Annotated in this window: 22 protein-coding genes and 1 pseudogene; 10 read left to right on the top strand and 13 right to left on the bottom strand. The window is 73.3% G+C overall.

Annotated elements, in window-relative coordinates; translation table 11 throughout:
* Window positions 1–91: 91 nt before the first annotated feature.
* Entirely contained in the window at window positions 92–1,243 is a 1,152-nt protein-coding gene (locus ABZ801_RS13115) for a glycosyltransferase family 2 protein (RefSeq protein WP_360696877.1), read from the bottom strand.
* A 281-nt stretch (window positions 1,244–1,524) separates the two neighbouring features.
* Here ABZ801_RS13115 and ABZ801_RS13110 point away from each other — a divergent pair, with 281 nt between their 5' ends.
* Window positions 1,525–3,177 carry an LCP family protein gene (locus ABZ801_RS13110; protein WP_360696874.1) on the top strand — a complete coding sequence of 551 codons (1,653 nt, stop codon included), beginning with the start codon at window positions 1,525–1,527 and terminating at the stop codon, window positions 3,175–3,177.
* A gap of 8 nt (window positions 3,178–3,185) precedes the next feature.
* Here the strand turns inward: ABZ801_RS13110 and ABZ801_RS13105 are convergent, their stop codons facing one another.
* Together ABZ801_RS13105 and ABZ801_RS13100 are read right to left on the bottom strand one after the other, a co-directional pair.
* Window positions 3,186–3,989, bottom strand: a complete 804-nt coding sequence (locus tag ABZ801_RS13105; protein ID WP_360696871.1) for a DUF6585 family protein — start codon at window positions 3,987–3,989, stop codon at window positions 3,186–3,188.
* Window positions 3,990–4,044: 55 nt separating this feature from the next.
* Window positions 4,045–5,235, bottom strand: a complete 1,191-nt coding sequence (locus ABZ801_RS13100) for a homogentisate 1,2-dioxygenase (RefSeq protein ID WP_360696868.1) — start codon at window positions 5,233–5,235, stop codon at window positions 4,045–4,047.
* Between the two features lie 172 nt (window positions 5,236–5,407).
* Here ABZ801_RS13100 and ABZ801_RS13095 point away from each other — a divergent pair, with 172 nt between their 5' ends.
* Both ABZ801_RS13095 and fahA read left to right on the top strand, forming a co-directional pair.
* A complete protein-coding gene (locus ABZ801_RS13095; RefSeq protein ID WP_360696865.1) occupies window positions 5,408–6,445 on the top strand; it encodes a hypothetical protein in 1,038 nt (345 codons plus the stop codon).
* Between the two features lie 87 nt (window positions 6,446–6,532).
* A complete protein-coding gene (gene fahA, locus ABZ801_RS13090; protein ID WP_360696862.1) occupies window positions 6,533–7,753 on the top strand; it encodes a fumarylacetoacetase in 1,221 nt (406 codons plus the stop codon).
* Between the two features lie 37 nt (window positions 7,754–7,790).
* Here the strand turns inward: fahA and ispF are convergent, their stop codons facing one another.
* Both ispF and ABZ801_RS13080 read right to left on the bottom strand, forming a co-directional pair.
* Window positions 7,791–8,261, bottom strand: a complete 471-nt coding sequence (gene ispF / locus ABZ801_RS13085; protein WP_360696859.1) for a 2-C-methyl-D-erythritol 2,4-cyclodiphosphate synthase — start codon at window positions 8,259–8,261, stop codon at window positions 7,791–7,793.
* A gap of 22 nt (window positions 8,262–8,283) precedes the next feature.
* Entirely contained in the window at window positions 8,284–8,766 is a 483-nt protein-coding gene (locus tag ABZ801_RS13080) for a CarD family transcriptional regulator (protein WP_067910339.1), read from the bottom strand.
* 369 nt (window positions 8,767–9,135) lie between these two features.
* Between ABZ801_RS13080 and ABZ801_RS13075 the strand changes: the two genes are divergently transcribed.
* Both ABZ801_RS13075 and ABZ801_RS13070 read left to right on the top strand, forming a co-directional pair.
* Window positions 9,136–9,939 (top strand): hypothetical protein, encoded by an 804-nt coding sequence (locus ABZ801_RS13075; protein WP_360696856.1) that lies wholly within the window; start codon window positions 9,136–9,138, stop codon window positions 9,937–9,939.
* Window positions 9,940–10,162: 223 nt separating this feature from the next.
* On the top strand, window positions 10,163–11,161 hold the full coding sequence (locus ABZ801_RS13070; RefSeq protein ID WP_360696853.1) for a hypothetical protein: 999 nt from the start codon (window positions 10,163–10,165) through the stop codon (window positions 11,159–11,161).
* A gap of 105 nt (window positions 11,162–11,266) precedes the next feature.
* Here ABZ801_RS13070 and ABZ801_RS13065 read toward each other — a convergent pair whose 3' ends face one another.
* Both ABZ801_RS13065 and ABZ801_RS13060 read right to left on the bottom strand, forming a co-directional pair.
* On the bottom strand, window positions 11,267–11,947 hold the full coding sequence (locus ABZ801_RS13065; RefSeq protein WP_344956999.1) for a response regulator transcription factor: 681 nt from the start codon (window positions 11,945–11,947) through the stop codon (window positions 11,267–11,269).
* 82 nt (window positions 11,948–12,029) lie between these two features.
* Window positions 12,030–13,334, bottom strand: coding sequence for an ATP-binding protein (locus ABZ801_RS13060; protein WP_344957001.1), 1,305 nt, complete (start codon window positions 13,332–13,334; stop codon window positions 12,030–12,032).
* Between the two features lie 211 nt (window positions 13,335–13,545).
* Between ABZ801_RS13060 and phoU the strand changes: the two genes are divergently transcribed.
* A complete protein-coding gene (gene phoU, locus ABZ801_RS13055) occupies window positions 13,546–14,205 on the top strand; it encodes a phosphate signaling complex protein PhoU (protein WP_344957004.1) in 660 nt (219 codons plus the stop codon).
* 143 nt (window positions 14,206–14,348) lie between these two features.
* Here phoU and ABZ801_RS13050 read toward each other — a convergent pair whose 3' ends face one another.
* The 3 genes from ABZ801_RS13050 to mshA are packed head-to-tail and all read right to left on the bottom strand — an operon-like array spanning window position 14,349 to window position 16,951.
* Window positions 14,349–15,095 carry a phosphoglyceromutase gene (locus ABZ801_RS13050; protein ID WP_344957007.1) on the bottom strand — a complete coding sequence of 249 codons (747 nt, stop codon included), beginning with the start codon at window positions 15,093–15,095 and terminating at the stop codon, window positions 14,349–14,351.
* 36 nt (window positions 15,096–15,131) lie between these two features.
* Window positions 15,132–15,644: a YbjN domain-containing protein gene (locus ABZ801_RS13045; RefSeq protein WP_344957009.1), complete on the bottom strand. Its 513-nt coding sequence runs from the start codon at window positions 15,642–15,644 to the stop codon at window positions 15,132–15,134.
* Window positions 15,641–16,951 (bottom strand): D-inositol-3-phosphate glycosyltransferase, encoded by a 1,311-nt coding sequence (mshA, locus tag ABZ801_RS13040; RefSeq protein ID WP_344957011.1) that lies wholly within the window; start codon window positions 16,949–16,951, stop codon window positions 15,641–15,643. Before mshA ends, ABZ801_RS13045 begins: the two co-directional genes overlap by 4 nt.
* 159 nt (window positions 16,952–17,110) lie before the next feature.
* Here mshA and ABZ801_RS13035 point away from each other — a divergent pair, with 159 nt between their 5' ends.
* Window positions 17,111–17,869, top strand: a complete 759-nt coding sequence (locus tag ABZ801_RS13035; RefSeq protein ID WP_360696846.1) for an SDR family NAD(P)-dependent oxidoreductase — start codon at window positions 17,111–17,113, stop codon at window positions 17,867–17,869.
* Between the two features lie 12 nt (window positions 17,870–17,881).
* Here the strand turns inward: ABZ801_RS13035 and ABZ801_RS13030 are convergent, their stop codons facing one another.
* Window positions 17,882–18,706 carry a class I SAM-dependent methyltransferase gene (locus ABZ801_RS13030; protein WP_344957016.1) on the bottom strand — a complete coding sequence of 275 codons (825 nt, stop codon included), beginning with the start codon at window positions 18,704–18,706 and terminating at the stop codon, window positions 17,882–17,884.
* 150 nt (window positions 18,707–18,856) lie between these two features.
* Here ABZ801_RS13030 and ABZ801_RS13025 point away from each other — a divergent pair.
* The 3 genes and pseudogenes from ABZ801_RS13025 to ABZ801_RS13015 all read left to right on the top strand — a co-directional run.
* Window positions 18,857–19,444, top strand: a pseudogene (locus tag ABZ801_RS13025) (PhoD-like phosphatase N-terminal domain-containing protein); the annotation flags it as partial.
* Between the two features lie 77 nt (window positions 19,445–19,521).
* On the top strand, window positions 19,522–20,025 hold the full coding sequence (locus tag ABZ801_RS13020; RefSeq protein WP_360696843.1) for an alkaline phosphatase D family protein: 504 nt from the start codon (window positions 19,522–19,524) through the stop codon (window positions 20,023–20,025).
* A gap of 81 nt (window positions 20,026–20,106) precedes the next feature.
* Window positions 20,107–21,747 carry an AMP-binding protein gene (locus tag ABZ801_RS13015; RefSeq protein ID WP_360696839.1) on the top strand — a complete coding sequence of 547 codons (1,641 nt, stop codon included), beginning with the start codon at window positions 20,107–20,109 and terminating at the stop codon, window positions 21,745–21,747.
* Between the two features lie 26 nt (window positions 21,748–21,773).
* Here ABZ801_RS13015 and ABZ801_RS13010 read toward each other — a convergent pair whose 3' ends face one another.
* Together ABZ801_RS13010 and ABZ801_RS13005 are read right to left on the bottom strand one after the other, a co-directional pair.
* Window positions 21,774–22,286: an O-acetyl-ADP-ribose deacetylase gene (locus ABZ801_RS13010; RefSeq protein WP_360696836.1), complete on the bottom strand. Its 513-nt coding sequence runs from the start codon at window positions 22,284–22,286 to the stop codon at window positions 21,774–21,776.
* A gap of 62 nt (window positions 22,287–22,348) precedes the next feature.
* A complete protein-coding gene (locus ABZ801_RS13005; protein ID WP_360696833.1) occupies window positions 22,349–23,008 on the bottom strand; it encodes a PepSY domain-containing protein in 660 nt (219 codons plus the stop codon).
* Window positions 23,009–23,111: the final 103 nt, after the last annotated feature.

Genomic DNA, 23,111 nt, shown 5'->3' with positions numbered 1-23,111 from the left:
CCACCTCCCTGGGCAGTGGGCGACGCCCACCTGGGCGATCACCAACGTAACCGTGAGACGTGGCCCTGACCAGCGCGGTTCGAGTGACTTTCTACGACTTCGCCGGAGTCGCCTGCCCCAGGCCGGGCGGGCTGGTGAGGAAGCCGACCCCCCAGCTGATGTGCATGGTGGCGAACACCAGCGGCAGCCGCACCCAGGCCGACACCGGCAGGCCGCGGCCCTCCACGACCGCGCCGGCCACGATGCCGGCCGCGTACGCGCCCGGCACCAGCCAGCCCGGCCAGAAGCCGAACGCCCCGGCCACCACGCCCGCGGCCATCGCCAGCACCGCCATCGGCGGCGCCAGGTAGCGCAGGCTGAGCGTGCCCTGGTGCTCGCGGCCGACCACCCGGCGCCAGCGCCCGGTGTGGTAGTACTGCTTGGCCAGCGCGCGCAGGTTCGGCCGCGGCCGGTAGGTGACGCGCATGCGCGGCGTGAAGTAGATCCGGCCGCCGGTCTGCCGGATGCGGTGGTTCATCTCCCAGTCCTGGGCCCGCACGAACGTCTCGTCGTAGCCGCCGACGCGCTCCAGCGCGCTGCGCCGGAACGTGCCGAGGTAGACGGTCTCGACGTCGCCGGCCTCGCCGCCGGTGTGGAACCGGGCGTTGCCTACGCCGATCTTGGACGTCATGGCCCGGGCCACCGCCTTCTCGAACGGGGTGATGCCCTCGGCCGCCATGATCCCGCCGACGTTGTCGGCGCCGGTCTCCTCCATGGTCTCCACCGCCACCCGGACGTAGTCGGGCGGCAGCAGGGAGTGGCCGTCCACGCGGACGATGATGGAGTACTGCGACGCCTTGATGGCGATGTTGAGGCCCTGCGGGGTGCGTCCGGTGGGGTTGGGCACCACCACGACGCGCGGGTCCTCGGTGGCGAGCCGTTGCGCGATCTCCTCCGTGCGGTCCCTGGACGGCCCGATGGCCAGGACCAGTTCCAGTTCGCCGGGGTAGTCCTGCGACAGGATGCGCCGGACGGCGTCGGCCAGATGCCGCTCTTCGTTCAGCACCGGCATGACCACCGACACCGCGGGCCAGGTGCGGCCGGACGCGGCGGGCGACGCGCCGGGACGCGGGTCCCGGCCGGGATCGCCCGCGCCGCCGGGACCGCGGCCGGCGTCCCAGACGGGATCGCGGCCGGAGTCCGGATCGGTCGCGTGCACGGTGTGCTGCTCGTCGGTGCTGTGCGCGTGGGGAGACGATTTCATTCTGGGCTCGTGGGCCGAGCCCCGGCCGTCGGCCGGGGAGAGCCCCCCTTCCTCTCTTGCTCGCTCGTTCATGACGCAGCTCACGACACCCTTGGGCGAGTGCGGCCGCCGGGGAGGAGGTCAAGACGGCGCCACGTTACTCCAAGGACACGAGCCTCAGGTAGCGAACGGACCGGTGTTCCCCACTTTAAAGTGGGGAACGTTCGCGGCACCTGCGGCGCGACGAGCGGCCAGGCGTCGATGAGGCTTCGGGAGGCGGCGGCCAGGATGGCAGAGCCAACATGAGGGACGGTCACGACAGCGATCCGCTCGAACGGTACTTCCGGCCGCGACCCGCGGACGGCCCGTCCGGCGGTGCGGGCGGGGCCGGTGACGAGGAGGACATCGACGGCGTCACCGTCGAGGGCCTGCCCGCCCCCCGCGTCGCGGTGGACGCGCCGCGGGGCCCGCGCCGTCCCGGCCCGGGGCTGAGCCCCCGCGCGGCCGTCAGCGCGCGGCGGCAGCGCCGCTTCCTGATGGTGACCGGGGTGATGTCGACGTTCGTGCTGCTGACGTCGGGCGGCGCGTGGGCGTTCCAGAACTACGTCAGCGACGCCATCGACCGGGTGAAGGTCGGCGGGCTCAACAAGGACGGCCCCAAGGGCGCCATGACCGTCCTGGTGGCGGGCGTCGACCGGCGCGAGGGCCTGACCCGCGCGCAGCAGAAGGCGGCGCGGCTGGGGCACGAGCCCGGCGAGCGGTCCGACACGATGATGCTGGTGCACGTGTCCCGTGACCACGACCGCGTCAGCGTGGTGAACCTGCCGCGCGACTCGTACGTGACGATCCCCGCGCACCGCTCCAACGGCTCGGAGGGCGCCAAGGGCTCCTCCGTCCCGGCGCGTCCCGGCAAGCTGACGTGGGCGTACCAGTTCGGCGGGCCGGACCTCACCGTCGACACGGTCAAGCGGGCCACCGGGGTGTCCATCGACCACTACGTCGAGGTCAACTTCTACGGGTTCATCAACATGGTGGACGCGCTCGGCGGCGTCGAGGTGTGCACCGAGGAGCCCATCAACGACCGCAAGAGCGGGCTGGTGCTGCCGGCGGGCACATCGCGCCTGGACGGCCTGAAGGCGCTCAGCTACGCCCGCGCCCGCTACACCCTGACCGGCGGCAGCGACCTCGGCCGCATCGACCGGCAGCAGCGGTTCATGGCGTCGATGATGAAGCAGGCGCTCAACTCCCGGACGCTGAGCGACCCGGTCAAGTCGACGCGCTTCCTGAACGCCGCGCTGAAGTCGCTGCGGGTCGACGAGGACCTGGCCGAGAACCTGCCCAAGCTCGCCGACCAGATGAAGGACCTGTCCACCGACAACGTCACCTTCGCCAAGGTCCCGCTGGCCAACCAGGACTACAACGTCAACCTGTGGAACTCGCCGCAGCCGCAGTCGACGGTGCTGTGGGACCAGCGGCACGCCCGCGACCTGTTCCACCGCCTCAACCGCGACCAGCCGCTGGCCTCGCCGTCGGCGAGCCCGTCGGCGGCCAAGCCCAGCGCCAAGCCGAGCGACGGGCCGACCGTCCCGCCGGACGAGATCCCGCTGCGGGTGCTCAACGCGATCGGCACCCCGGGCCTGGCCACCCGGGCGGGCGGCGAGCTGCGCCGCGTCGGGTTCCCGGTGACGGTGGTGCCGGGCGTGGCGCGGCGCGGGCTGCAGACGACGCAGATCCAGTACGGCCCGGACGGCGAGAAGGCGGCCAGGACCGTCGCCGCCGCCGTCCCGGGCGCCAAGCTGCGGAAGGTGTCCTCGCTGGGCTCGCGCGTGCAGGTCATGGTGGGCGCCGACTGGGACGGCGCCAAGCGCGTGAAGATCTCCTCCCCGTCGCCCTCCCCCACCCCCGGCAAACCCGAGATCGAGACCGGCACCGCCACCCAGAAGCTCTGCAAGTAGCGGCGTTCTCAGCGGACGAGGTCGCCGTCGTCGTCGTGGTGGCCGGCCCCGACGCGGCGGCACACCTCCACGAACGCCACCGCGTTCGGCACCCGCGCCGCCAGGGCGGTCATCTCGACCAGGCCGTCGGCGTCGCGCGCGTACACCACGCCGTTGTCGATGCCGGCCTCGGCGACCGCCGGCCAGGGCAGCCGGTCGCCGTCCTTGCCGACGCCCTGCGGGCCGAGGGTGAACGGCCCGAGCCGGACCCGTTCGCGCGCCTCGATCGCGGCCATGAGCCGGGGCACGGCGCGCGCGGTCACCTCGGCGGAGACGATCTCGCCGAGCACCCCGGCGTCCGGCATGCCGCCGCCGAGCGCGATCTCGCGTCCGCCCGCCGCCGTGACCGTCACCCGCCACCGGGTGCGCGCCCCCGCCGCCGTCCGCACGCCCGACACGGTGACGGCGGTCAGCTCGTCCCAGTGGTGGGTGGCCAGGCCCCTCCCGTCGTCCACCACGAGCCCGTGGACGAACAAATAGACGATCCGGGGGGTTCCGGTGCGGCGCAGGGCCCAGGCGGCTCTGCGGAGCGTCCAGACGGCGCCGCACAGGCAGACGACGGCCGCCAGCGCGGCCAGGACGCCCGGCCACGGCCGCCCGCTCCCGAAGCCCGCCACTGCCGGCGCGGCGAACGCGGCGGCCGCCGACGCCGCCAGCGCCGGGCAGGCCAGTGCGCGGCGCCGGGCGCCACGGGCGTCGAAGGCACGGATCGGCTCGCCGAGGTGCCTGCGGGCCGCCTGTTCCAGCACGGACGAGGGGAAGGGCACAAACATCCGCCTACCCCATCAAGGGCGAAGAAAATCACCGCCCAGGAAATCACCGTCCCGGTCAGGTCGCCGACCGCGCCCACGTCCAGGCGTACTCGGGGTCCTCGCAACGGCGCGCCGCCGCGCCCAGCAGCAGCGGCCGGAACGTGTCGATCATGACGGCCGTCTCGGACGTCGTGGTGTGGCCCTGCCGGACGGCCTCCACCACCGCCTCAACCGCGCCCGGCTGCGGCCCGTGGGTGAACCCGGACGGATGCAGCGAGATCGAGCCGATTCCGATGCCCGAGCCCTTACGGGCCGAGTAGTCGCCCCCCACGTAGAACATCATTTCGTCGGAGTCGACATTGTGGTGGTTGTAGGGAATCGGCACGGCGTGCTCGTCGAAGTCCAGCGGACGGGGGCAGAACGAGCAGATCACAAAACCCGTGCCTTCGAACGTCTGGTGCACGGGCGGCGGCGCGTGGGTGCGCTTCACGATCGGTTCGAAATCGCGGATGTTGAACGCGTACGGGTACAGGTAACCGTCCCAGCCGACCACGTCGAACGGATGGTGCAGATACGTCAGCCGTGACAGGCCGCCCCTGTTGCGGACCAGCACCGGCACCTGCTCGCCCTCCACGCGCAGGGGTTCCGCCGGGGCGCGCAGGTCGCGTTCGCTGTAGGGGGCGTGCTCAAGGAACTGCCCGTACTGCGACAGGTACCGTCTGGGGGGCCGTATGTGCCCGCGTGCCTCCACGACCAGCGCGCGCAACGGCTCGCCCTGGGACGGTACCCAGCGGTGGATCGTCCCGGTCGGGATGACGACGTAGTCGCCCTCGGCCACGTCGAGGGCGCCGTAGGTGGACTCAAAGCGCGCGGCACCGGTCTGGACGTAGACGACCTCGTCCCCCATGGAGTTCCGGTACAGCTCGCTGGGGGCGGTCGCCGCCGCGAACGCCATGCGCACGTCGTCGTTGCCGAACAGCAGGTGCCGTCCCGTCACCAGGTCGCCGCCCGCGGGCAGGTCCTGGGTGCGGTACGCGCGGGGCTGCAACGGCTGGTTGGGCGCCAGATCCAGCTGGGCGCCCGCGCCGTCCTCGACGCCTTCGCTCTTGATGATGGCCGTGGGGGCGTAGCGGTGGTAGAGGAGGCTGGCGTCGGAGGAGAAGCCCTCCTCCCCCATCAGCTCCTCGGCGTACAGACCGCCGTCCGGGCGGCGGAACTGCACGTGACGCTTGCGCGGAATGTCGCCGACGGCCCTGTAGTACGGCATGGCAGCCCTCCTCGGGGGCGCCCCTCGCCCGGGTACGTGTTGCCCATAACGTGCGTCCCCGCGTGTGACGTACCCAGTCCGCGCCGATGCTCGCGAAGATAGGGACGGCCGCCCGGCCCCCGCCGGGCCGGTCCGTTCACCGACCCCGGTCCACGCCCCGAGACGAGCCCACATGTCGACTGATCGCTCCGGCCAGCCGGACGCTCCCCGCGGCACGGCCCTGCGCCGCCTGCTCACCGCAGCCGCCGGCCTGGCCGTCACCGCGCTCGCCGCCTGCGCCTTCGTCCTGACCTACGACGTGCTGCGCGACCTCGCCCTGGCCGGACGCGTGCCGCGCCGCTGGGCCTGGGCGTACCCGGTCATGACCGACGTGACGGTCGTGGTGGTCATCCTGTCGCTGGTGGTCGCACGGCACGGCCGCTGGTGGTCGCGGTTCGTCCGCTGGACGCTGCTGGCCGCGCTGCTGGCGGGCATGGCCGCGATCGGCGTGCAGCACGCCGTCTGGGGCCTGGCGTCCCTCCCGGACGACCGGTTGCGCGCGGGCGTCGCGATCGCCCCCGAGGCCATGCTGATCATCGGCGTCTGGCTGTGGCTGACCATGTTCCGCCATCTCCGCACCGAGAGCCGCCGCCCCGCGAAGGCCCCCGCCGAGCCGGCGGAGCCCGTCGCCCCCGAGCCCGTGGAGCCGCCTCCCATTCCGTGGGACGAGCCCGCGCCCAAGTCCTTCGTGCCCGCCGCCGCCGTCGCCGCGACCGAACAGCTGGAGCCGCCCCCCGTCCTTCGGGACGAGCCCGCACCGACGCTGACCGTGCCCACGGCCGTCGCCGCCCGACCCGAGCCCGAACCGGAGCCCGAGCCGGAGCCCGAGCCCGAGCCGGAGCCCGAGCCCGAGCCCGAGCCGGAGCCTGAACCGGAGCCGGAGCCGGAGCCCGAACCCGAGCCGGAGCCGGAGGCCGGAGCCGAGGCGAAGACGGCGGAGATCCCCCTCCCGGACGAGGACACCGAGCTCACACACGTCGACCGCGCCGAAGATCCCGACGCCGGAGACGACACGGCCACCACCACGCGCCCGTTCGTCCCCGCCGGGGACGCCGAGCCCAACGGCGACGCCGGCCGCTCCGACGACCTGCCCATCTGGGACTGGAACCCGCCGTCGGGCTCGCTCCGCAGCTCCCCGACCCCGCCCGGAGACGCCGAGCGAGGCGCCTGAGCGACCGGCGGCCGGCCGCCCCAGGCCGGGCCGACCTGATCCGGCTGGGCCTGATGGATGATCGGGATCCCGGGGAAGATACGGCTCATGACGAGCGAATCATGGGTCGCGGGCAGCGCCGGCAGCGGTTTCGGTGTCGACAACCTGCCGTACGGGGTGTTCTCCCGGCGCGGCGAGCTGCCGCGCGTCGGCGTGGCCATCGGCGGGCACGTCCTGGACCTGGCCGGGCTGGCGGCCGCGGGACTGGTCGACGACCGCCGCTGGTTCGCCTCCGGCTCGCTCAACGCCTTCATGGCGGCCGGACGCGCCGCCTGGCAGGCCAACCGGGCGCGGCTGACCGAACTGCTGACCGACGAGACGTACCGGGACCGCGTCGAACCGCACCTGGTGCCCCGTGCCGACGTGGAATTGCTGCGTCCGGTCGAGGTCGCCGACTACGTCGACTTCTTCTCCTCCGAGCACCACGCCGCCAACGCCGGGCGGATCTTCCGCGCGAGCGGCGACCCGCTCCCGCCCAACTGGAAGCGGCTTCCGGTCGCCTACCACGGCCGCTCCGGCACCGTCTACGTCTCCGGGACGCCGGTGGTGCGTCCCTGCGGGCAGCGCCTCACCGCCCCCGGCGAAGCCGAGCCGTCCTACGGCCCTTCCCTGCGGCTGGACTTCGAGGCGGAGGTGGGCTTCGTGGCGGGCGTGCCGTCCCCACCGGGCCGCCGCGTGGGCACCGAGGCGTTCCGCGACCACGTGTTCGGGTTCCTGCTGGTGAACGACTGGAGCGCGCGCGACATCCAGTCCTGGGAGAGCCGTCCGCTGGGCCCGTTCCTGGCCAAGTCGTTCGCCACGTCGATCTCGCCCTGGGTGGTGCCGGTGGCCGCGTTGGAGGCCGCCCGCGTCACCCCGCCCGCGCAGGACCCCCCGCCCCTGCCCTACCTGCGGTGCGACGAGCCGTGGGGGCTGGACCTGTCCCTGGAGATCCTCATCAACGGCCACGTGGTCGCGCGTCCGCCGTTCGCGCTGATGTACTGGACGTCACCGCAGCAGCTCGCGCACGCCACGGTGAACGGCGCGTCCCTGCGCACGGGCGACCTGTTCGCGTCCGGCACCGTCTCCGGCCCCGAACGGGAGCACCGCGGGTGCCTGCTGGAACTGACCTGGAACGGCACCGAACCACTGGACCTCGCCGACGGCACCCGACGCGCCTATCTGGAGGACGGCGACACGGTCACCATCCGGGCCACCGCCCCCGGCGCCACGGGGGCGCCGCTGAGTTTCGGCGAGGTGACGGCCACCGTCCTTCCCGCGACGCCCTGACCCGTGGGATCGGGCTCGTGGGATCAGGGCTCGGGGATCAGCCTCGGGGGAAGACCAGGGCGGTGGCCATGGCGGCCAGGCCCTCGCCCCGGCCGGTCAGGCCCAGGCCGTCGGTGGTGGTGGCCGAGAGGCTGACGGGGGCGCCGCCCAGTGCCTCGGTGAGGATCTTCTCGGCCTCGGCGCGGCGGCGGCCTACCTTGGGCCGGTTGCCGATGACCTGGACGGCCACGTTGCCGATCGTGTAGCCGGCCTCGTCGACGCGGCGGGCCACCTCCTGCAGCAGGTCGACGCCGGAGGCGCCGGACCAGCGCGGGTCGTCGGTGCCGAAGACGGCGCCGAGGTCGCCCAGGCCGCACGCCGACAGCAGGGCGTCGCACGCGGCGTGCGCGGCGACGTCGCCGTCGGAGTGGCCGGCCAGGCCGGGCCCCTCTCCGGGCCATTCGAGCCCGGCGAGCCACATCGGCCGGTCCGTGGAAGCGAACGGGTGGACGTCGGTTCCGACGCCCACCCGTGGGGACTTCTCGGTCACCTCAGCTGGCCAGCACCTCGTCCAGCAGGGCCTCGGCCTTGTCCTCGTTGGTCTTCTCGGCCAGCGCGAGTTCGCTGACCAGAATCTGCCTGGCCTTGGCGAGCATCCGCTTCTCACCGGCCGACAGTCCGCGTTCCTTGTCGCGGCGCCACAGGTCGCGGACGACCTCGGCGACCTTGTTGACGTCACCGGACGCGAGCTTCTCCAGGTTCGCCTTGTAACGCCGCGACCAGTTGGTCGGCTCTTCGGTGTAGGGTGCGCGCAGCACCTCGAACACCTTCTCCAGACCCTCTTGGCCCACGACATCGCGAACGCCGACCTCTTCGACGTTCTCCACTGGAACCTGCACTGTCAGGTCGCCCTTGTCGACCTTCAAGACCAGATAGGTCTTTTCCTCACCCTTGATGGTGCGAGTCTCGATGGCCTCGATCCGAGCAGCCCCATGGTGGGGGTAGACGACGGTGTCGCCGACCTGGAAAGTCATGTGACAAGTACCCCTTCCGCTACAGCAAGGGTAGCACGGACCCGTCGGTGGCCGCACCGACCTTAAGGACAAATGCGCAGGTCAACCCCTTAATTGGGGTCTTGACAAAGGCCGTGAAAGGTGCATGACCGGCGCATACCGCAAGCGAAACCCGGGGCCGACATCCATGGGATCACACCCCGGCTTATCAGTGAAGACAGCGCACGGCAACCCCCTGCCGTCCCGGCCCGGGCGGCCCATACTGGGAGGTGAACATGCCGGGCCGCGCGGGTACGAAGCGCCCGACACGGAAGAAATGGGGCACGAGGGGCGAGCGCTCCGCACGGGCGACCGTCCCGGGACACGGCGACCGAGGATGTGAGGTGCGGCGTGAGGCCAGACGGCGACCCCGAGCCCGACGACTACGGGCTGCCCCCTGTCGACGTCGTGGTGCCCGACGACGCCCGCGAACTCGATCGCGACGTCATCGCCTACCGGCGCGAGGAGCGCCAGCGGCGGCGGCGCGAGCGGATACGGCGGCTGACCCGGCCGTTCACCCGGTACGGCATCGCGATCCCGATCATCGCGGGCGCGCTGCTGGTCGCGCTGGCCAGCGGGGTGCTGATGACGGCGTTCGGGCCGCGTCCGACGCCGCGTCCCAGCACGCCCATGCTGGCCCCGCATCCCACCGCCGCCCCCGGCCGGATCGGCGGCTACCTGCCGGACGCCCAGGTCGCGCTGATCGGCCGCGAGCGCGCCCGGATCCCGCTGCGCGACCTGCGCCCCGGGGTGATCGTCATCGTGCCGCCAGAATGCCGCTGCGAGGCTCTCGTGGCCGAACTGGCGGCCCGCACCCAGGAGTTCGAGCTGCGGTTCTGGATCACCGCCGACCGCCGCGCCGACAAGGCGAAGCCGGACGAGGCCGTCCGGCGCCTGCGCCAGCTGGCCGGGGCCGCCCACCACGGCACGGCGGTGCTCGTGGACGACACCGGCAACGTCCTGGCCGGCACCTACGCCCCGCCCGTCGCGTCCGCGAGTCCGACGGCCACCGCGTCCGGTGCCGCGCGGCCGTCCGGCGCACCGGCCACCGCGCCGACCGCCGTCCTGGTCGCGCCGGACGGCGTCGTCACCGAGGTGCTGCACGCGCCGCAGCCGGGCCCGGACCTGACCAACAAGATCAAGGCGCTGTCGTAACCCGGGGCGCGGCCCCGGACGCGCCCCCCCAGGCGCGCACCGACCGGGCGGCCGACGAGGCGTTCCACGCCGAAGGCACCCCCAGAACGCAGTCACCTGCGAGACCTCGCTACGCTTCCCCTGGCGCTGTAGCGCCGTCCGTACCCCGGAACGCGGGGGTCGTGCCTCCTGCACACCACCGCCACGCCTTCCAGACGCCCTTTCGCGAGGAGTTAACGACGCCGTGATCCGAGACAGCCGTCGAGTGGTCGCACTCGCCATCGCGGGTGCCGTCGCCATCGCGCCGGTGATTTCCGGCTGCGGCGCCGGCAGCGAACCCCAGACCGCCGCGCCCACCCAGCTGACCGAGGGCGTCAACGCCTCGGTGCCGAAGGGCGCGAAGATCCCGCAGGTCGACGTCCGCAACATGTTCCTGCTGGGCCCCAAGCCCGGCATGCAGTTCGGCCCGGGCAGCTCGCTGCCGCTGTACGCGACGATCATCAACCAGGTCAGGGGCCGGCAGGACCGCCTGGTGAGCGTCTCCTCGCCCGCGTTCGCGCAGGCCCGCATCGCGGGCGGCGCCGTGGTGCTGCCCGCCGCGCAGGAGAACGGCGTGGCCACGGCCGTGACGCTGAGCGGCGGCGCGGCCGAGCCCGGCGCCTCCCCCAGCCCCACCGCCGCCGCCAAGCCGACCGGCTCCCCCGAACCCGGCGCCGAGTCGCCCCGTCCGGGTGCGAGCCCGTCGCCGACCGAGGAGGGCGGCGCCGAGGAGCCGACGGCCACGCCCCGCGCCACGGCCACGGCCACGGCACAGGAGGAGCGCACCACCTCGCCGTCGCCGTCCGCCGGTGAGCAGACCGGGGCTCCGCAGACCACCGCGCCCGGCCAGCCCGCCCCCGCGCCCGTCCCGGCCGGCAAGGGCCCCGTCGTGGTGCTGACGAGCCTGAACCGGCAGCTGATCGGCGGCGAGGTGCTGCCGGTGACGCTGCGGTTCGAGCACGCGGGCAGCATCGAGGTGAACGTCCCCGTGATCCCGCAGCAGGGCGAGTTCAGCACCTATGCCCCGGTGTCCGGCGGGTCGCCGCTTCCGGGCGCCACCGCCACGCCGTCCGCCCCGGCGAGCCCCGCCCCCGGCGGCCACGAGGGCGCACCCGAGCCGACCGGCGGCGCCACGCCCGCGGGCGGTGCCGGGCACGAGTCCCCGGCGGCCGAGACGTCGCAGAGCCCGGCCGCGGGCCACTGACACGCCGCGAGCGGCCCTGAGGGCGCCTCAGGGCCGCTCAGAACGCGGAACGGCCCGTACGGCGATCGCCGTACGGGCCGTTTCCGTTCGCGGCCGCCTGGTGAATCAGGGCTCGAACTTGTAGCCGAGACCGCGCACGGTGACGATGTAGCGGGGCTGGGAGGGCGTCTCCTCGATCTTGGCGCGCAGCCGCTTGATGTGGACGTCCAGGGTCTTGGTGTCGCCCACGTAGTCGGCGCCCCACACCCGGTCGATGAGCTGCATGCGGGTCAGCACCCGGCCCGCGTTGCGCAGCAGCACCTCCAGCAGCTCGAACTCCTTGAGCGGAAGCTGGACCGGGGCCCCGTTGACGCTGACGACGTGGCGTTCCACGTCCATGCGCACCGGACCGGCCTCCAGCACCGCCGGGGCCAGCTCCTCGACCTCGCCCTGGCGGCGCAGCACCGCCCGCATGCGGGCGATCAGCTCCCGGGTGGAGAAGGGCTTGGTCACGTAGTCGTCGGCGCCCAGCTCCAGGCCCACGACCTTGTCGACCTCGCTGTCCTTTGCGGTCAGCATGATCACCGGGACGTTGGACTTGGCGCGCAGCTCCCGGCACACCTCGGTGCCGGGCAGTCCGGGCAGCATCAGGTCGAGCAGCACGAGGTCGGCACCGTTGCGCTCGAAGATGTCCAGCGCGTCGGGCCCGGTGGCCGCCACGGCGACCTCGAAGCCCTCCTTGCGCAGGTTGTAGGAAAGTGCGTCGCTGAACGACTCCTCGTCTTCCACGACGAGCACGCGGGTCACGGTGTTGCCTCCCGGGCGTATGTCTTGGCGGGTCCCTGGACGGGCGGGGCGGCCCCCGCCGGCAGGGCAGGCGGTGCGGTCGTCACGACGTCCACGCCGGGCCCTCCGGGGTCGGTGGGGTCGGGTACACGATGGAGCCGTCGTCGGCGGGCATCGGCGGGCGGCGGGCGCCCACCCGGGCGCGCTCGCCGGACGGCGGTCCGCCGTGCAGGCCGCCCGCCCCGGTCTCGGACCGCGCGGCGCGTCCCCCGCCGAGCAGCGGCAGCCGGATGGTGAACGTCGACCCGGAGCCCTCCTTGCTCCAGACGGTCACCTCGCCGCCGTGCTTGGTGGTGACGTGCTTGACGATGGCCAGGCCGAGGCCGGTGCCGCCGGTCTGGCGGGAGCGGGCCGGGTCGACCCGGTAGAAGCGCTCGAAGATCCGTTCCAGGTCGCTCTCGGGGATGCCGATGCCCTGGTCGGTCACGTTGATCTCGACGTGCCGCTGGTCGTCGCAGCGCCGGGTGGCGACCACCACGCGGGTGTTGTCGGGGCTGTAGGCGATGGCGTTGTCGATCAGGTTGCGCAGCGCGGTGACCAGCAGCTCCTCGTCGCCGCGCACCTCCAGGCCGCGCTGCCCGCCGCTGGTCAGCTCGATGTTCTTGGAGCCGGCCTTGATCTGGCTGCGGTCCATCGCCTCGGCGATCACCTCGTCCAGCGGGACGGGGCGCAGCTCGGGCAGCGGCTCGTCGCCCTGGATGCGCGACAGCGTCATCAGGTCCTGGACGAGGTTGGTCAGCCGCACCGACTCCTGCTGCATGCGCCCGGCGAAGCGGCGCACCGCCTCGGGGTCGTCGGCGGCGCTCTCCACCGTCTCGGCCAGCAGCGACAGGGCGCCGACGGGCGTCTTGAGCTCGTGGCTGACGTTGGCGACGAAGTCGCGGCGGATCGCCTCGACGCGGCGCATCTCGGTCAGGTCCTCGGCCAGCACCAGCACCAGGCCCTGGGAGCCGAGCGGGGCCACCCGCACGGCGAACCAGCGGCCGTCGGCGCGGCCGCGCGCCCGGGACGGGCCGACCTGGATCTCGGTCTCGCGGATCTCGCCGTCGCGGCGCACCAGGCGGGCCATGGCCAACACCTCGTCGACCATGAGGCGGTCGCCGCTGACCAGGCCGAACGCGCGGGCGGCGGAGCTGGCCCGCACGACCCGGTCCTCGGCGTCCACGACCACGCCGGACGAGCGCAGGACGCTGAGCACCGAGGCCACTCCGGGGGGCAGCACACTCTGCGGGGTCGCCGGCGGGGCGACGCGCTGGGCCCTTTCGCTCACGCGCACCGCCAATCCCGTCGTGAGCCCGATCGCGAGGCCCGCGAGCGCGGCCAGACCAGCGACAATCTCCACCTCCACACAACGGATCGTAAGTGCCATTGACGCCCGTCAGGCACCGCGGGGGTACCGGACGCGGCGGCGTTCCCCCAATGTTCACCTGGCCATTCGGCGTCGTTCATGCCCATACGGCAAGCTGTGGCGTGGGCGAGTCCGCCCGGCCGCCCGTTTCCCCGACCCGTGCCCCCACTACTCCCCTACCCCCGTCCCGGAACACGCGAGGATTTCACAAGTGCGCGACCTCTACCACGAGGAACTCGACGGCCTTTCGGACAAGCTGGTGGAGATGACCCGGCTGGTCCGTTCCGCGATGGCCCGCGCGGTGACCGCCCTGCTGGACGCCGACCTGCGGCTGTCGGAGGAGGTCATCAGCGCCGACGAGCACGTCAACAAGATCGACGCGGAGATCGAGGAGACGGTGTTCGACCTGATGGCCCGGCAGCAGCCGGTCGCCGGGGACCTGCGCACCCTGATCACCGCGCTGCGGATGAGCGGGGACCTGGAGCGGATGGGCGACCTGGCGGTGCACATCGCCAAGACGGCCCGGCGCCGCCACCCCGAGCCCGCGGTCCCGCCGGAACTGCAGGCCACCGTGCTGGAGATGGGCCAGATCGCCGAGCGCATGATCGCCAAGACCGGCAGCGTGATCGCGGCGCGGGACGTGGAGATGGGCCTCGAACTCGACGAGGACGACAACGCCATGGACCGGCTGCACCGCAAGCTGTTCGACGTGCTGCTGTCGCCCAAGTGGAAGCACGGCGTCGAGCCCGCCGTCGACATCACCCTGGCGGGCCGCTACTTCGAGCGGTTCGCCGACCACGCCGTGCACGTGGCCGAGAACGTGGTCTACATGGTGACGGGCCAGCGCCCCGCCGAGATCGTCGACTCCTGAGCCGTCCCCTGGGGGTACGCGAAGGCCCCGTCCCTCCGGTGGGACGGGGCCTTCGCACTGCCTGGCCCCCGCACTGCCCGGCGCTCGCGCTGCCTGGCCCTCGCGCTGCCCGGCCCTCGCGCCAGCGGGGCGGTGGGCGGCCGTTACTTCTTGCCCTGGTTCTTGACGGCCTCGATGGCGGCCTTGGCGGCGGCCGGGTCGAGGTACTCGCCGCCGCGCTTGAGCGGGGCGAAGTCGTCGTCCAGCTCGTACACCAGCGGGATGCCGGTGGGGATGTTGAGGCCGACGATGTCCTCGTCGGAGATGTCGTCCAGGTGCTTGACCAGGGCGCGCAGCGAGTTGCCGTGCGCGGCGACCAGGACGGTGCGGCCCGCGGCCAGGTCCGGGACGATCGCGTCGTACCAGTACGGCAGCAGCCTGTCGACCACGTCGGCCAGGCACTCGGTGCGCGGGATCAGCTCGGACGGCAGGCTCGCGTAGCGCAGGTCGTTGACCTGGGACAGCGGGTCGTCGTCCTTGATCGGCGGCGGCGGGGTGTCGTAGGACCGGCGCCAGGTCATGAACTGCTTTTCGCCGAACTCCTCGCGGGTCTGCGCCTTGTTCTTGCCCTGCAGCGCGCCGTAGTGCCGCTCGTTGAGCCGCCAGGACCGGCGCACCGGGATCCACAGCAGGTCGGCCACGTCCAGTGCGATGTTCGCGGTGCGGATCGCCCGCTTCAGCATCGAGGTGTGCACCACGTCGGGCGTGATGTCGGCGTCGAGCAGCAGGTCGCCGCCCTTGGTGGCCTCACTCTCGCCCTTGGCGGACAGGTCGACGTCCACCCACCCGGTGAACAGCCCCTCCGCGTTCCAGACGCTTTCGCCATGCCGCAGCAGTACCAGGGTCGCCATGGCATGGAAGCTTATCCGCCCGGCGTGAACAGGGGGTTATCGCGGGTCGCGGTTGGCGGGGTCGGCGAACGAGGCGAAGGCCCGCAGGTTGGCCAGGCTCTCGCCGCGTTTGACGCGCCAGTCCCACTCGCGCTGGATGGAGGTCTTGAAGCCGCGTTCCAGCGCCTTGTTGAAGTTCTCGTCGGAGTAGGTCAGCACGCAGCCGAGCAGCCGGTCGATCTCCTCGGGGGTGATCGCGCCCAGCGGCAGGCGGCCGACGAGGTGGACGTCGCCGACCTCGTCCAGGGCGAAGCTCACCCCGTACATGCGGCCGTTGCGCTCCAGCAGGAAGCGGTAGAACTCGGCGTGGTTCTCGTCGGGGCGGCGGCAGAAGAACGCCTCGACGTGCAGGCTGTGGTCGCCGACGATCAGCCACGTCATGGTGGCGAGCTTGCGCTGGCCGGGCAGCCTGACGAAGAACGCGCCGTCGCGCGGCGTCTCGTACTCCAGCTCCGCCGCCCGCAGCGTCTCCTCGATCACCGAAACCGGATCGGAACCTGCGGCACTCACACTGTCACCTCGGCGGGGATGCGGGACGTCGCGAACGTGGACAGTGCACCGGTATACACCTCCAGGAGGCGGTCCACGGTGGCGTCCCAGCCGAACCGCTGGGCGTGTCGCACGGCACCGCGCGACAGGCGGGCGTGCAGTCCGGGTTCGGCCTGCAGGCGGCGCAGGACGGCGGCGTAGTCGGCGGGGTCGTGGCCCGAGATCAGCAGGCCGGACTCCCCGTCGCGCACGGCCGTGCACAGCCCGTCCACGGCGGACGCGACGACGGGCGTGCCGCACGCCTGCGACTCCACCGCCACCAGGCCGAACGACTCGTTGTGGGACGGGACGACGGTGACGTCCGCGGCGCGGTACCAGTCGGCCAGCTCCGGCTGCGGGCAGGGCGGCTCGAAGCGCACCACGTCCGACAGGCCGAGCTCGGCGGCCAGGGAGTGCAGTTCCTCTGGACGGCACCGGGCGCTGCCGCTGGGCCCGCCGACGACGGCGACGACCAGCCGTCCGCGCAGGCGCGGCTCGTCGGCGAGCATCCGCGCGGCGGCGCGCAGCAGCACGTCCGGCGCCTTGAGCGGCTGGATGCGGCCGACGAACAGCAGGACGTAGGCGTCGCGCGGCAGCCCGAGGCGGCGCCGGGCGGGGCCGGTGCGGTGCGGCAGCAGCCCGCGGGCCAGCGCGGCCCCCGGCCGGAAGACCGACAGGTCCACGCCGGGCGTGACGACCTCCACCTGCGACGGCGCCGCCCCGTACAGCCGGGTGAGCTGGCCGGCCTCCTTGGCGGTGTTGGCGACGAGCCGGTCGGCGGTCTGGACGATCTGCTCCTCGCCGAGGACGCGGTCCCGGGGCTCGGGCGCGTCGCCGTCGGCCAGCGCGGCGTTCTTGACCTTGGCCATGGTGTGCATCGAGTGCACCAGCGGCACGCCCCACCGGCGTTTGGCGGCCCATCCGGGCTGGCCGGACAGCCAGTAGTGGGTGTGCAGGAGGTCGTAGTGGCCGGGGTCGTGGTCGGCCTCGGCGCGCAGCACCTCGGTGGTGAAGCCGCACAGGTGGCGGGGCAGTTCGTTCTTGTCCAGCTCCTCGAACGGCCCGGCGATGACGTTGCGGACCACGACGCCGGGCGCCAGCTCGACGACGGGCGGGAGCGCGCGCGAGGTGGCGCGGGTGAAGATGTCGACCTCGACGCCGCGTGCCGCGAGCCGCTTGGCGACCTCCACGACGTAGACGTTCATGCCGCCCGCGTCTCCGGTACCGGGCTGGTCGAGAGGGGACGTGTGAACGCTGATCGTCGCAACCCGGTTGATTCGACGCGGCACCGGACACCACCTCCGCTACTGCAACCTATCCACCCGCTTCAGGTGTTCCCGGGCGGCGGTCCCCAACCGCTTCGGCACCGGTCGTGATCAACCTCACCTGCCGGTACGCGCCCCGCCCCCGGCGGTGCGCGGCCCCGTCGTGCCTGGAAAGCTGGGCGCATGCGTAAGACGGCGGTAGTGACCGGAGCAAGCAGCGGTATCGGAGCGGCCACGGCCAGGCGGCTGGCCGCCGAGGGGTTCAACGTGGTGCTGGCGGCGCGGCGACGCGACCGGCTGGACGCCCTGGCCAAGGAGATCGCCGAGAACGTGCCGGGCGCGGGCCGGACGGCCGCGGTGACGTTGGACGTGACCTCCCAGGAGTCCGTGGACGCCCTGGCCGCGGCGGTCGACGCGTGCCACGTGCTGGTCAACAACGCCGGCGGCGCGATCGGGCTGGAGCCGGTGGCCGAGGCCGACCCCGACGACTGGGCCCGCATGTACGACGTCAACGTGCTGGGGCTGCTGCGGGTCACCAAGGCGCTGCTGCCCAAGCTGATCGCCGGCGGCGACGGGCACGTGGTCAACATCACCTCCCTGGCCGCGCACCAGCCGTACGAGGGCGGCGCGGGCTACAACGCGGCCAAGTTCGGCGCCTACGCGGTGAACGAGGTGATGCGCCTGGAACTGGTGGGCGAGCCGGTGCGGATCACCGAGATCGCGCCGGGCATGGTGAAGACGGAGGAGTTCTCCCTGGTGCGCTTCCGCGGCGACGCGGAGAAGGCCGAGAAGACCTACGCGGGCGTCGCGGAGCCCCTGGTGGCCGAGGACGTGGCCGACTGCGTGGCGTGGGTGGTGACGCGTCCCTCGCACGTCAACATCGACCGCATCGACGTCCAGCCCCGCGCCCAGGCCACCGCCCACAAGGTCCACCGGGTCTGAGCGCGCGGGATCTCACGGGGCGGGCGCCACGGCCGACCAGGGGAGGGTGAGCTCGCCCAGCCGCCAGCGCGCCCGGCCCCCGTGGGGCGGGTGGACGAGCACCGGGTGGGTGCGGGCCAGGAGCCGGACGGCCTCGATCCAGCGGGCGCGGGGGCCGAACGCCGAGTGGGGTGCCGCCATCGCCCAGCAGTGGTCGAAGGCGGTGAGCAGCGCGTGCACCCGTTCGCCGGGCACGTTGCGGTGGATCAGCGTCTTGGGGAGGCGTTCGGCCAGGTCGGAGGGGCGGTCCAGGGACGTCACGTGCGCCGCGAACGTGATCGTCTGCGGTCGGCCGCCGCGCAGCGTCACCCAGACGGCGCGGCGGCCGATCTCGTCGCAGGTGCCCTCGACCAGGACGCCGCCGGGCGCCAGGCGCGCGGACAGCTCGTCCCACGCCTGCCAGGCCGCGGCCTCCTCGTACTGCCGCAGGACGTTGAAGGCGCGGACGAGCACGGGCGGCCGCTCGACGGGCAGTTCGAAGCCGCCGCGCCGGAACGACAGCCCCTCGTAACGGCCGGGGGCGTTGTCCAGGAAGGCCAGCCCCGCGGCGACGCGCTCCGGCTCGATCTCGATGCCGACGACCTCCGCCCGCGGGGACACCCGCCGCAGCCGCGTGTACAGCTCGACGGTGGTGACGGGCGACGCTCCGTAGCCGAGGTCGACGACGAGGGGGCGCGGGCCGGTGCGCAGGGGGCCGGTCTGGGTGGCGGTGATCCAGCGGTCGATGCGGCGCAGCCGGTTGGGGGCGGTGGTGCCCCGGGTGACCTCTCCCCGGGGCTTGGTCGTGCGGGGGGCCACCCAGTGATTGTGCCGTGTGCCTGGGCGTGCGCAGGTCGTTGCCACTATCGGCCACGTCGCCCGGCGGCCATCTGTTGATTACCCGGCGCTCGTCGGCCACCGTCAGGGTTGCGTCGGTCAAGATCCCCGATCCCCCCGCCGGAGGTCGCCGTGAGCCGGGTGTCCCGTCGTTCGTTCCTGGGCCTGTCGTTCGCGGCGGCGGTGACCTGGTCGGTCGGGGAGGCGGTGCCCGCCGCGGCCGGGTCCCCCGACACGGTGGCGCGGCTCTTCCAGATCCGCGGGGCGCGGCGGGCCGAGGAGGTGTTCCCGCAGAGCGTGGCGTCGGGCGACCCGTCGCCGGACGGGGCCGTGCTGTGGACGCGGGTGGCGCCGGACGCGGCGCGGGCGACGCCGAGCGTGGCGTACGAGATCGCGGCCGACGAGGCGTTCGGCACCCCGCTGGTGCGGGGCGTGGCCACCGCCGAGGAGAGCCGCGACTTCACGGTCAAGGTGCGGGTCTCCGCCAGGGCGCTGCGGCCGTGGCAGACCTACTACTACCGGTTCATCGTCGGCGGCACCGCGAGCCGGACGGGACGGTTCCGAACCCTGCCCGCGCCCGGAGCGTCCCTGGGCGGCCTGCGCTTCGGCTACATCTCCTGCCAGGACTACACCAACGGCTACTACACGGCGCTGCGGCACCTGGCCGAGGAGGACGTCGACTTCATCGTCCACCTCGGCGACTACATCTACGAGACCACGGGCGATCCCAGCGGGTCAAGGCGCAACAGGTCAACGCGCGGCCCAACGCCCGCTCGCTGCTCGACGGGCGGTTCGAGGTGTTCCTCAACCTGGACCAGTGGGACGGCTTCCCGGCCGAGCGCACGCGGATCCTGTCGGCGTTCCGCGACGTGGAGAACCTCGTCACGATCACCGGTGACCTGCACTCGTTCGGCGCCGGGTACCTGCGGCCCGACTTCGACAACCCCCTGCAGCGGCCGGTCGGCGTGAGCCTGCTGGGCGGTTCGGTCACCTCGTCCAACCTGACGGAGATGGCCACGTTCGGGCAGGGCGGGCTGCTGGTGCCGCCCGAGACCGACCTGACGTGGGCGCTGCGCGGCAGCAACCCGCACCTGGAGTACTTCAACTCGGCGGCGCACGGCTACGTGGTCATGGACGTCACCCCGGCGGGCATCACGGCGACCATGAAGGCGGTGCGGTCGATCCGTTCGGCGGCGACGCCGGAGCTGCTCACGCTGCGCACGTTCCGCGTCGGCGAGGGCACGACGCGGCTGGAGACCGTCGACCGGGGCACCCGGGCGCTGGGCAACGCGGGCCGCTGAGCCTTGATCGCCGTAACTGAATGAGATTCGGTAAGTGTTCGGTTACGGTGATCTCCTGGAGCGTGTGCGAAGGGAGTGCCGATGCCCCAGCCGATGCCGCAGCTCGACCTGGCGACCCTGCACGAGGCGATCGCCGCCGCGGTGCCCGACCGCGAGTGCGTGGTGTGGCGCGACGGCAGGCGCACCTGGGCCGAGGTCGCCGAACGGACGCGGCGGCTGGCGCACGTCCTGCACGCCCACGGCCTCGGCGTCCGGGGCAAGGCCGCCCACCCGTGGGAGTCGCCGCACGACCACCTGGCGCTCTACCTGCACAACGGGCCCGAGTACCTGGAAGGGCTGCTGGGCGCGCACAAGGCCCGCGTCGCGCCGTTCAACGTCAACTACCGGTACGTCGACGACGAGCTGGCGCAACTGTTCGGCGACGCCCGCCCGCGCGCCATCCTCTACCACGCGTGCTTCGCCCCCGTGATCGCGCGCGTGGCCAAACGGCTCGACCGGCCCCCGCTGCTGCTCCAGGTGCGCGACGGCTCCGGCACGCCTCTCGCGCCCGGCGCGCTGGACTACGAGACCGCGCTGGCCGAGGCCCCCGCGACCCCGCTCGACGGCGTCCACCCCGACCCCGGCGACCTGCACATCCTCTACACGGGCGGGACGACCGGGCTGCCCAAGGGCGTGCTGTGGCGGATCGGCGACCTGATGACCGGCCCGCTCGGCCTGGCCCGCCGCGACGGGACGCCCATCACCGACCTGGACGAGGCCGTCGAACGGGCGAGGCGCGCCCGGCAGCGGGTGCTGGTCGGCCCGCCGCTGATGCACGGCGGCGGCACGTGGTCGGCGCTGGGCGCCTGGTGCGGCGGCGCCTGCGTGGTGTTCCCCGGCCGGGTCGACGGGCTGGACGCCGCCGACCTGGTGGCCACGGCCGCGCGCGAACGCGTCACCCGGATGCCGGTGGTCGGCGACGCGTTCGCGCGGCCCGTCCTGGCGGAGCTGGAACGCGGCGGCGTCGAGCTGCCCGAGCTGCGCACGCTGCTGAACTCGGCCGCCGCGATCAGCACGGACGTCAAGCGGCGGCTGCTGGAGCGGCTGCCGCACGCGCGGATCGTGGACGTGCTGGGGTCCTCGGAGTCGGGGTTCCAGGTGACCCGGCGCGGCGCCGCCGACGGCCCGTTCGTCCCGACGCCGGACGCCCGGGTGCTGAGCGCCGACCGCACCCGCCGCCTGTCCCCCGGCGAGGACGAGCTGGGCTGGCTGGCCAAGACCGGCACGATCCCGCTCGGCTACCTGGGCGACCCGGAGCGCACCGCCGCCACCTTCCGCACCGTGGACGGCGAACGCGTCGTCATCGCCGGCGACCGGGCCCGGCTGCTGGCCGACGGGACGGTCGAGGTGCACGGCCGCGAGGCCACCACGATCAACACCGGCGGGGAGAAGGTCTTCGCCGAGGAGGTGGAGGGGGTGCTGCGCAACCTGCCGGGCGTGCTGGACGCCCTGGTGGTGGGACGTCCCAGCGAGCGGTGGGGCACCGAGATCGTCGCCGTCCTGCGCGTGGCCGGCGACCGGGACGGCGACGGCCCCGACGACGCGGAGCTGCGCGCCGGATGCGCCCGCCACCTGGCCCGATACAAGATCCCCAAAGCGTTCGCGCGAACGCGGCGCAGCCTGCGCCTGCCCAACGGCAAGGCCGACTACGCCGCCGCCCGCGCCCTGGCCGCCGACGCCTGACGCCCCGTGCTCACGGGCTCGGGTGCTCAGCCGTCGCCGACGGCCTTGCCGAACGCCTCGTAGGCGTCCGGCGTGAACAGCACGAACCGCACGTCCTCCACGGTGGTGGCCGTGGCGCGGACGGTGCGCACCGCGATGCGCGCCGCGTCCTCCATGGGCCAGCCGTAGATCCCGGCCGACACCGCGGGGAACGCGACCGACCGCACGCCCAGCTGGTCGGCGACGCGCAGCGACTCGCGGTAGCAGGACGCCAGCAGCTCCGACCGGTCCTCGGAGGCCGAGTAGACGGGCCCGACCGTGTGGATCACCCAGCGGGCGGGCAGCCGTCCGGCGGTGGTCGCCACGGCCTGCCCCGTCGGCAGGCCCCCGCAGTACTGGGAGGCGCGCAGCCTGCGGCACTCCTCCAGGATCTCCGGGCCGCCCTTGCGGTGGATGGCCCCGTCGACTCCGCCCCCGCCGAGCAGGGACGAGTTGGCCGCGTTCACCACCGCGTCCACCTGCTGCTCGGTGATGTCTCCCTGCACCAGCGTGATCTGCATCGACCGTCACCTCCCCGCGTACGATCTCATTCCCGCCGCGCCGCGTCGCGTCCCCCGAAAACTCAGTCGTCGTCGCCGGAGTCGTCGCGGGAGTCGTCGCCGGAGTCGTCGCCGGAGTCGTCGTCGGCGACGACCTTGCCGGTGGCGGCGTCCACGTGCAGTTCGCGCTCGCGGCCGTCCTGCCCGGTGATGTCGACCTCCCACACCGGCTGCGCGGCACGGTGCTCGAACTCCACCGAGGTCACCACGCCGGGCGCGGACCGCGACGCGGCCCCGGCGGCCCGCACCGCGTCGACCTTCGCGGACTGCAGCGCCCGCGCCTGCGCCGGGCGGCCGGACGCGCCGTCGTGCTCCTTGCGGTCGTCCCGGTCGTCGCCGTCGTCGCCGTCCTCGGGACGGTCCACGTGGTTGGAGACCACCCGGCCGTCGCCGGCGTCGACGCGCAGGTCGCGCCAGACGCCGTCGCCCGCCAGCACGTCGGCCTCCCACAGGGCCCGGCCGTCGTCGTCCAGCTCCAGGCTCTCGATCCGGCCGCCCGGCACCGCCTTCAGCGCGGCGTCGGCGGCCTGCGCGTAGCCGATGCGCGGGGCGCGCGGCGCCGTGTCGTCGTCGTCCCCGCCGGCGGCGAACGCGGCGGCCGTCCCGCCGGCGGCGAGCACGCCCGCGGTGAGCCCGGCGACCAGCAGGCCGCGGCCCGACAGCACCTTCCTGGCGAAACCCATGAATTCCTCCCGTCGTTCGCGGCGGCTCCGGTCGGCCGCCTCCGACGGGTACCACGCTGGCAACCCGACCTGTAGCGCTCCTGAACCAACCTGAAATCCTCTT

The sequence above is a fragment of the Actinomadura sp. NPDC047616 genome, assembly GCF_040642915.1.
GTDB lineage: Bacteria > Actinomycetota > Actinomycetes > Streptosporangiales > Streptosporangiaceae > Spirillospora > Spirillospora miaoliensis.
Note: the sequence above shows the minus strand (reverse complement) of the source record. Positions and strands in the feature narration are given on the sequence as shown.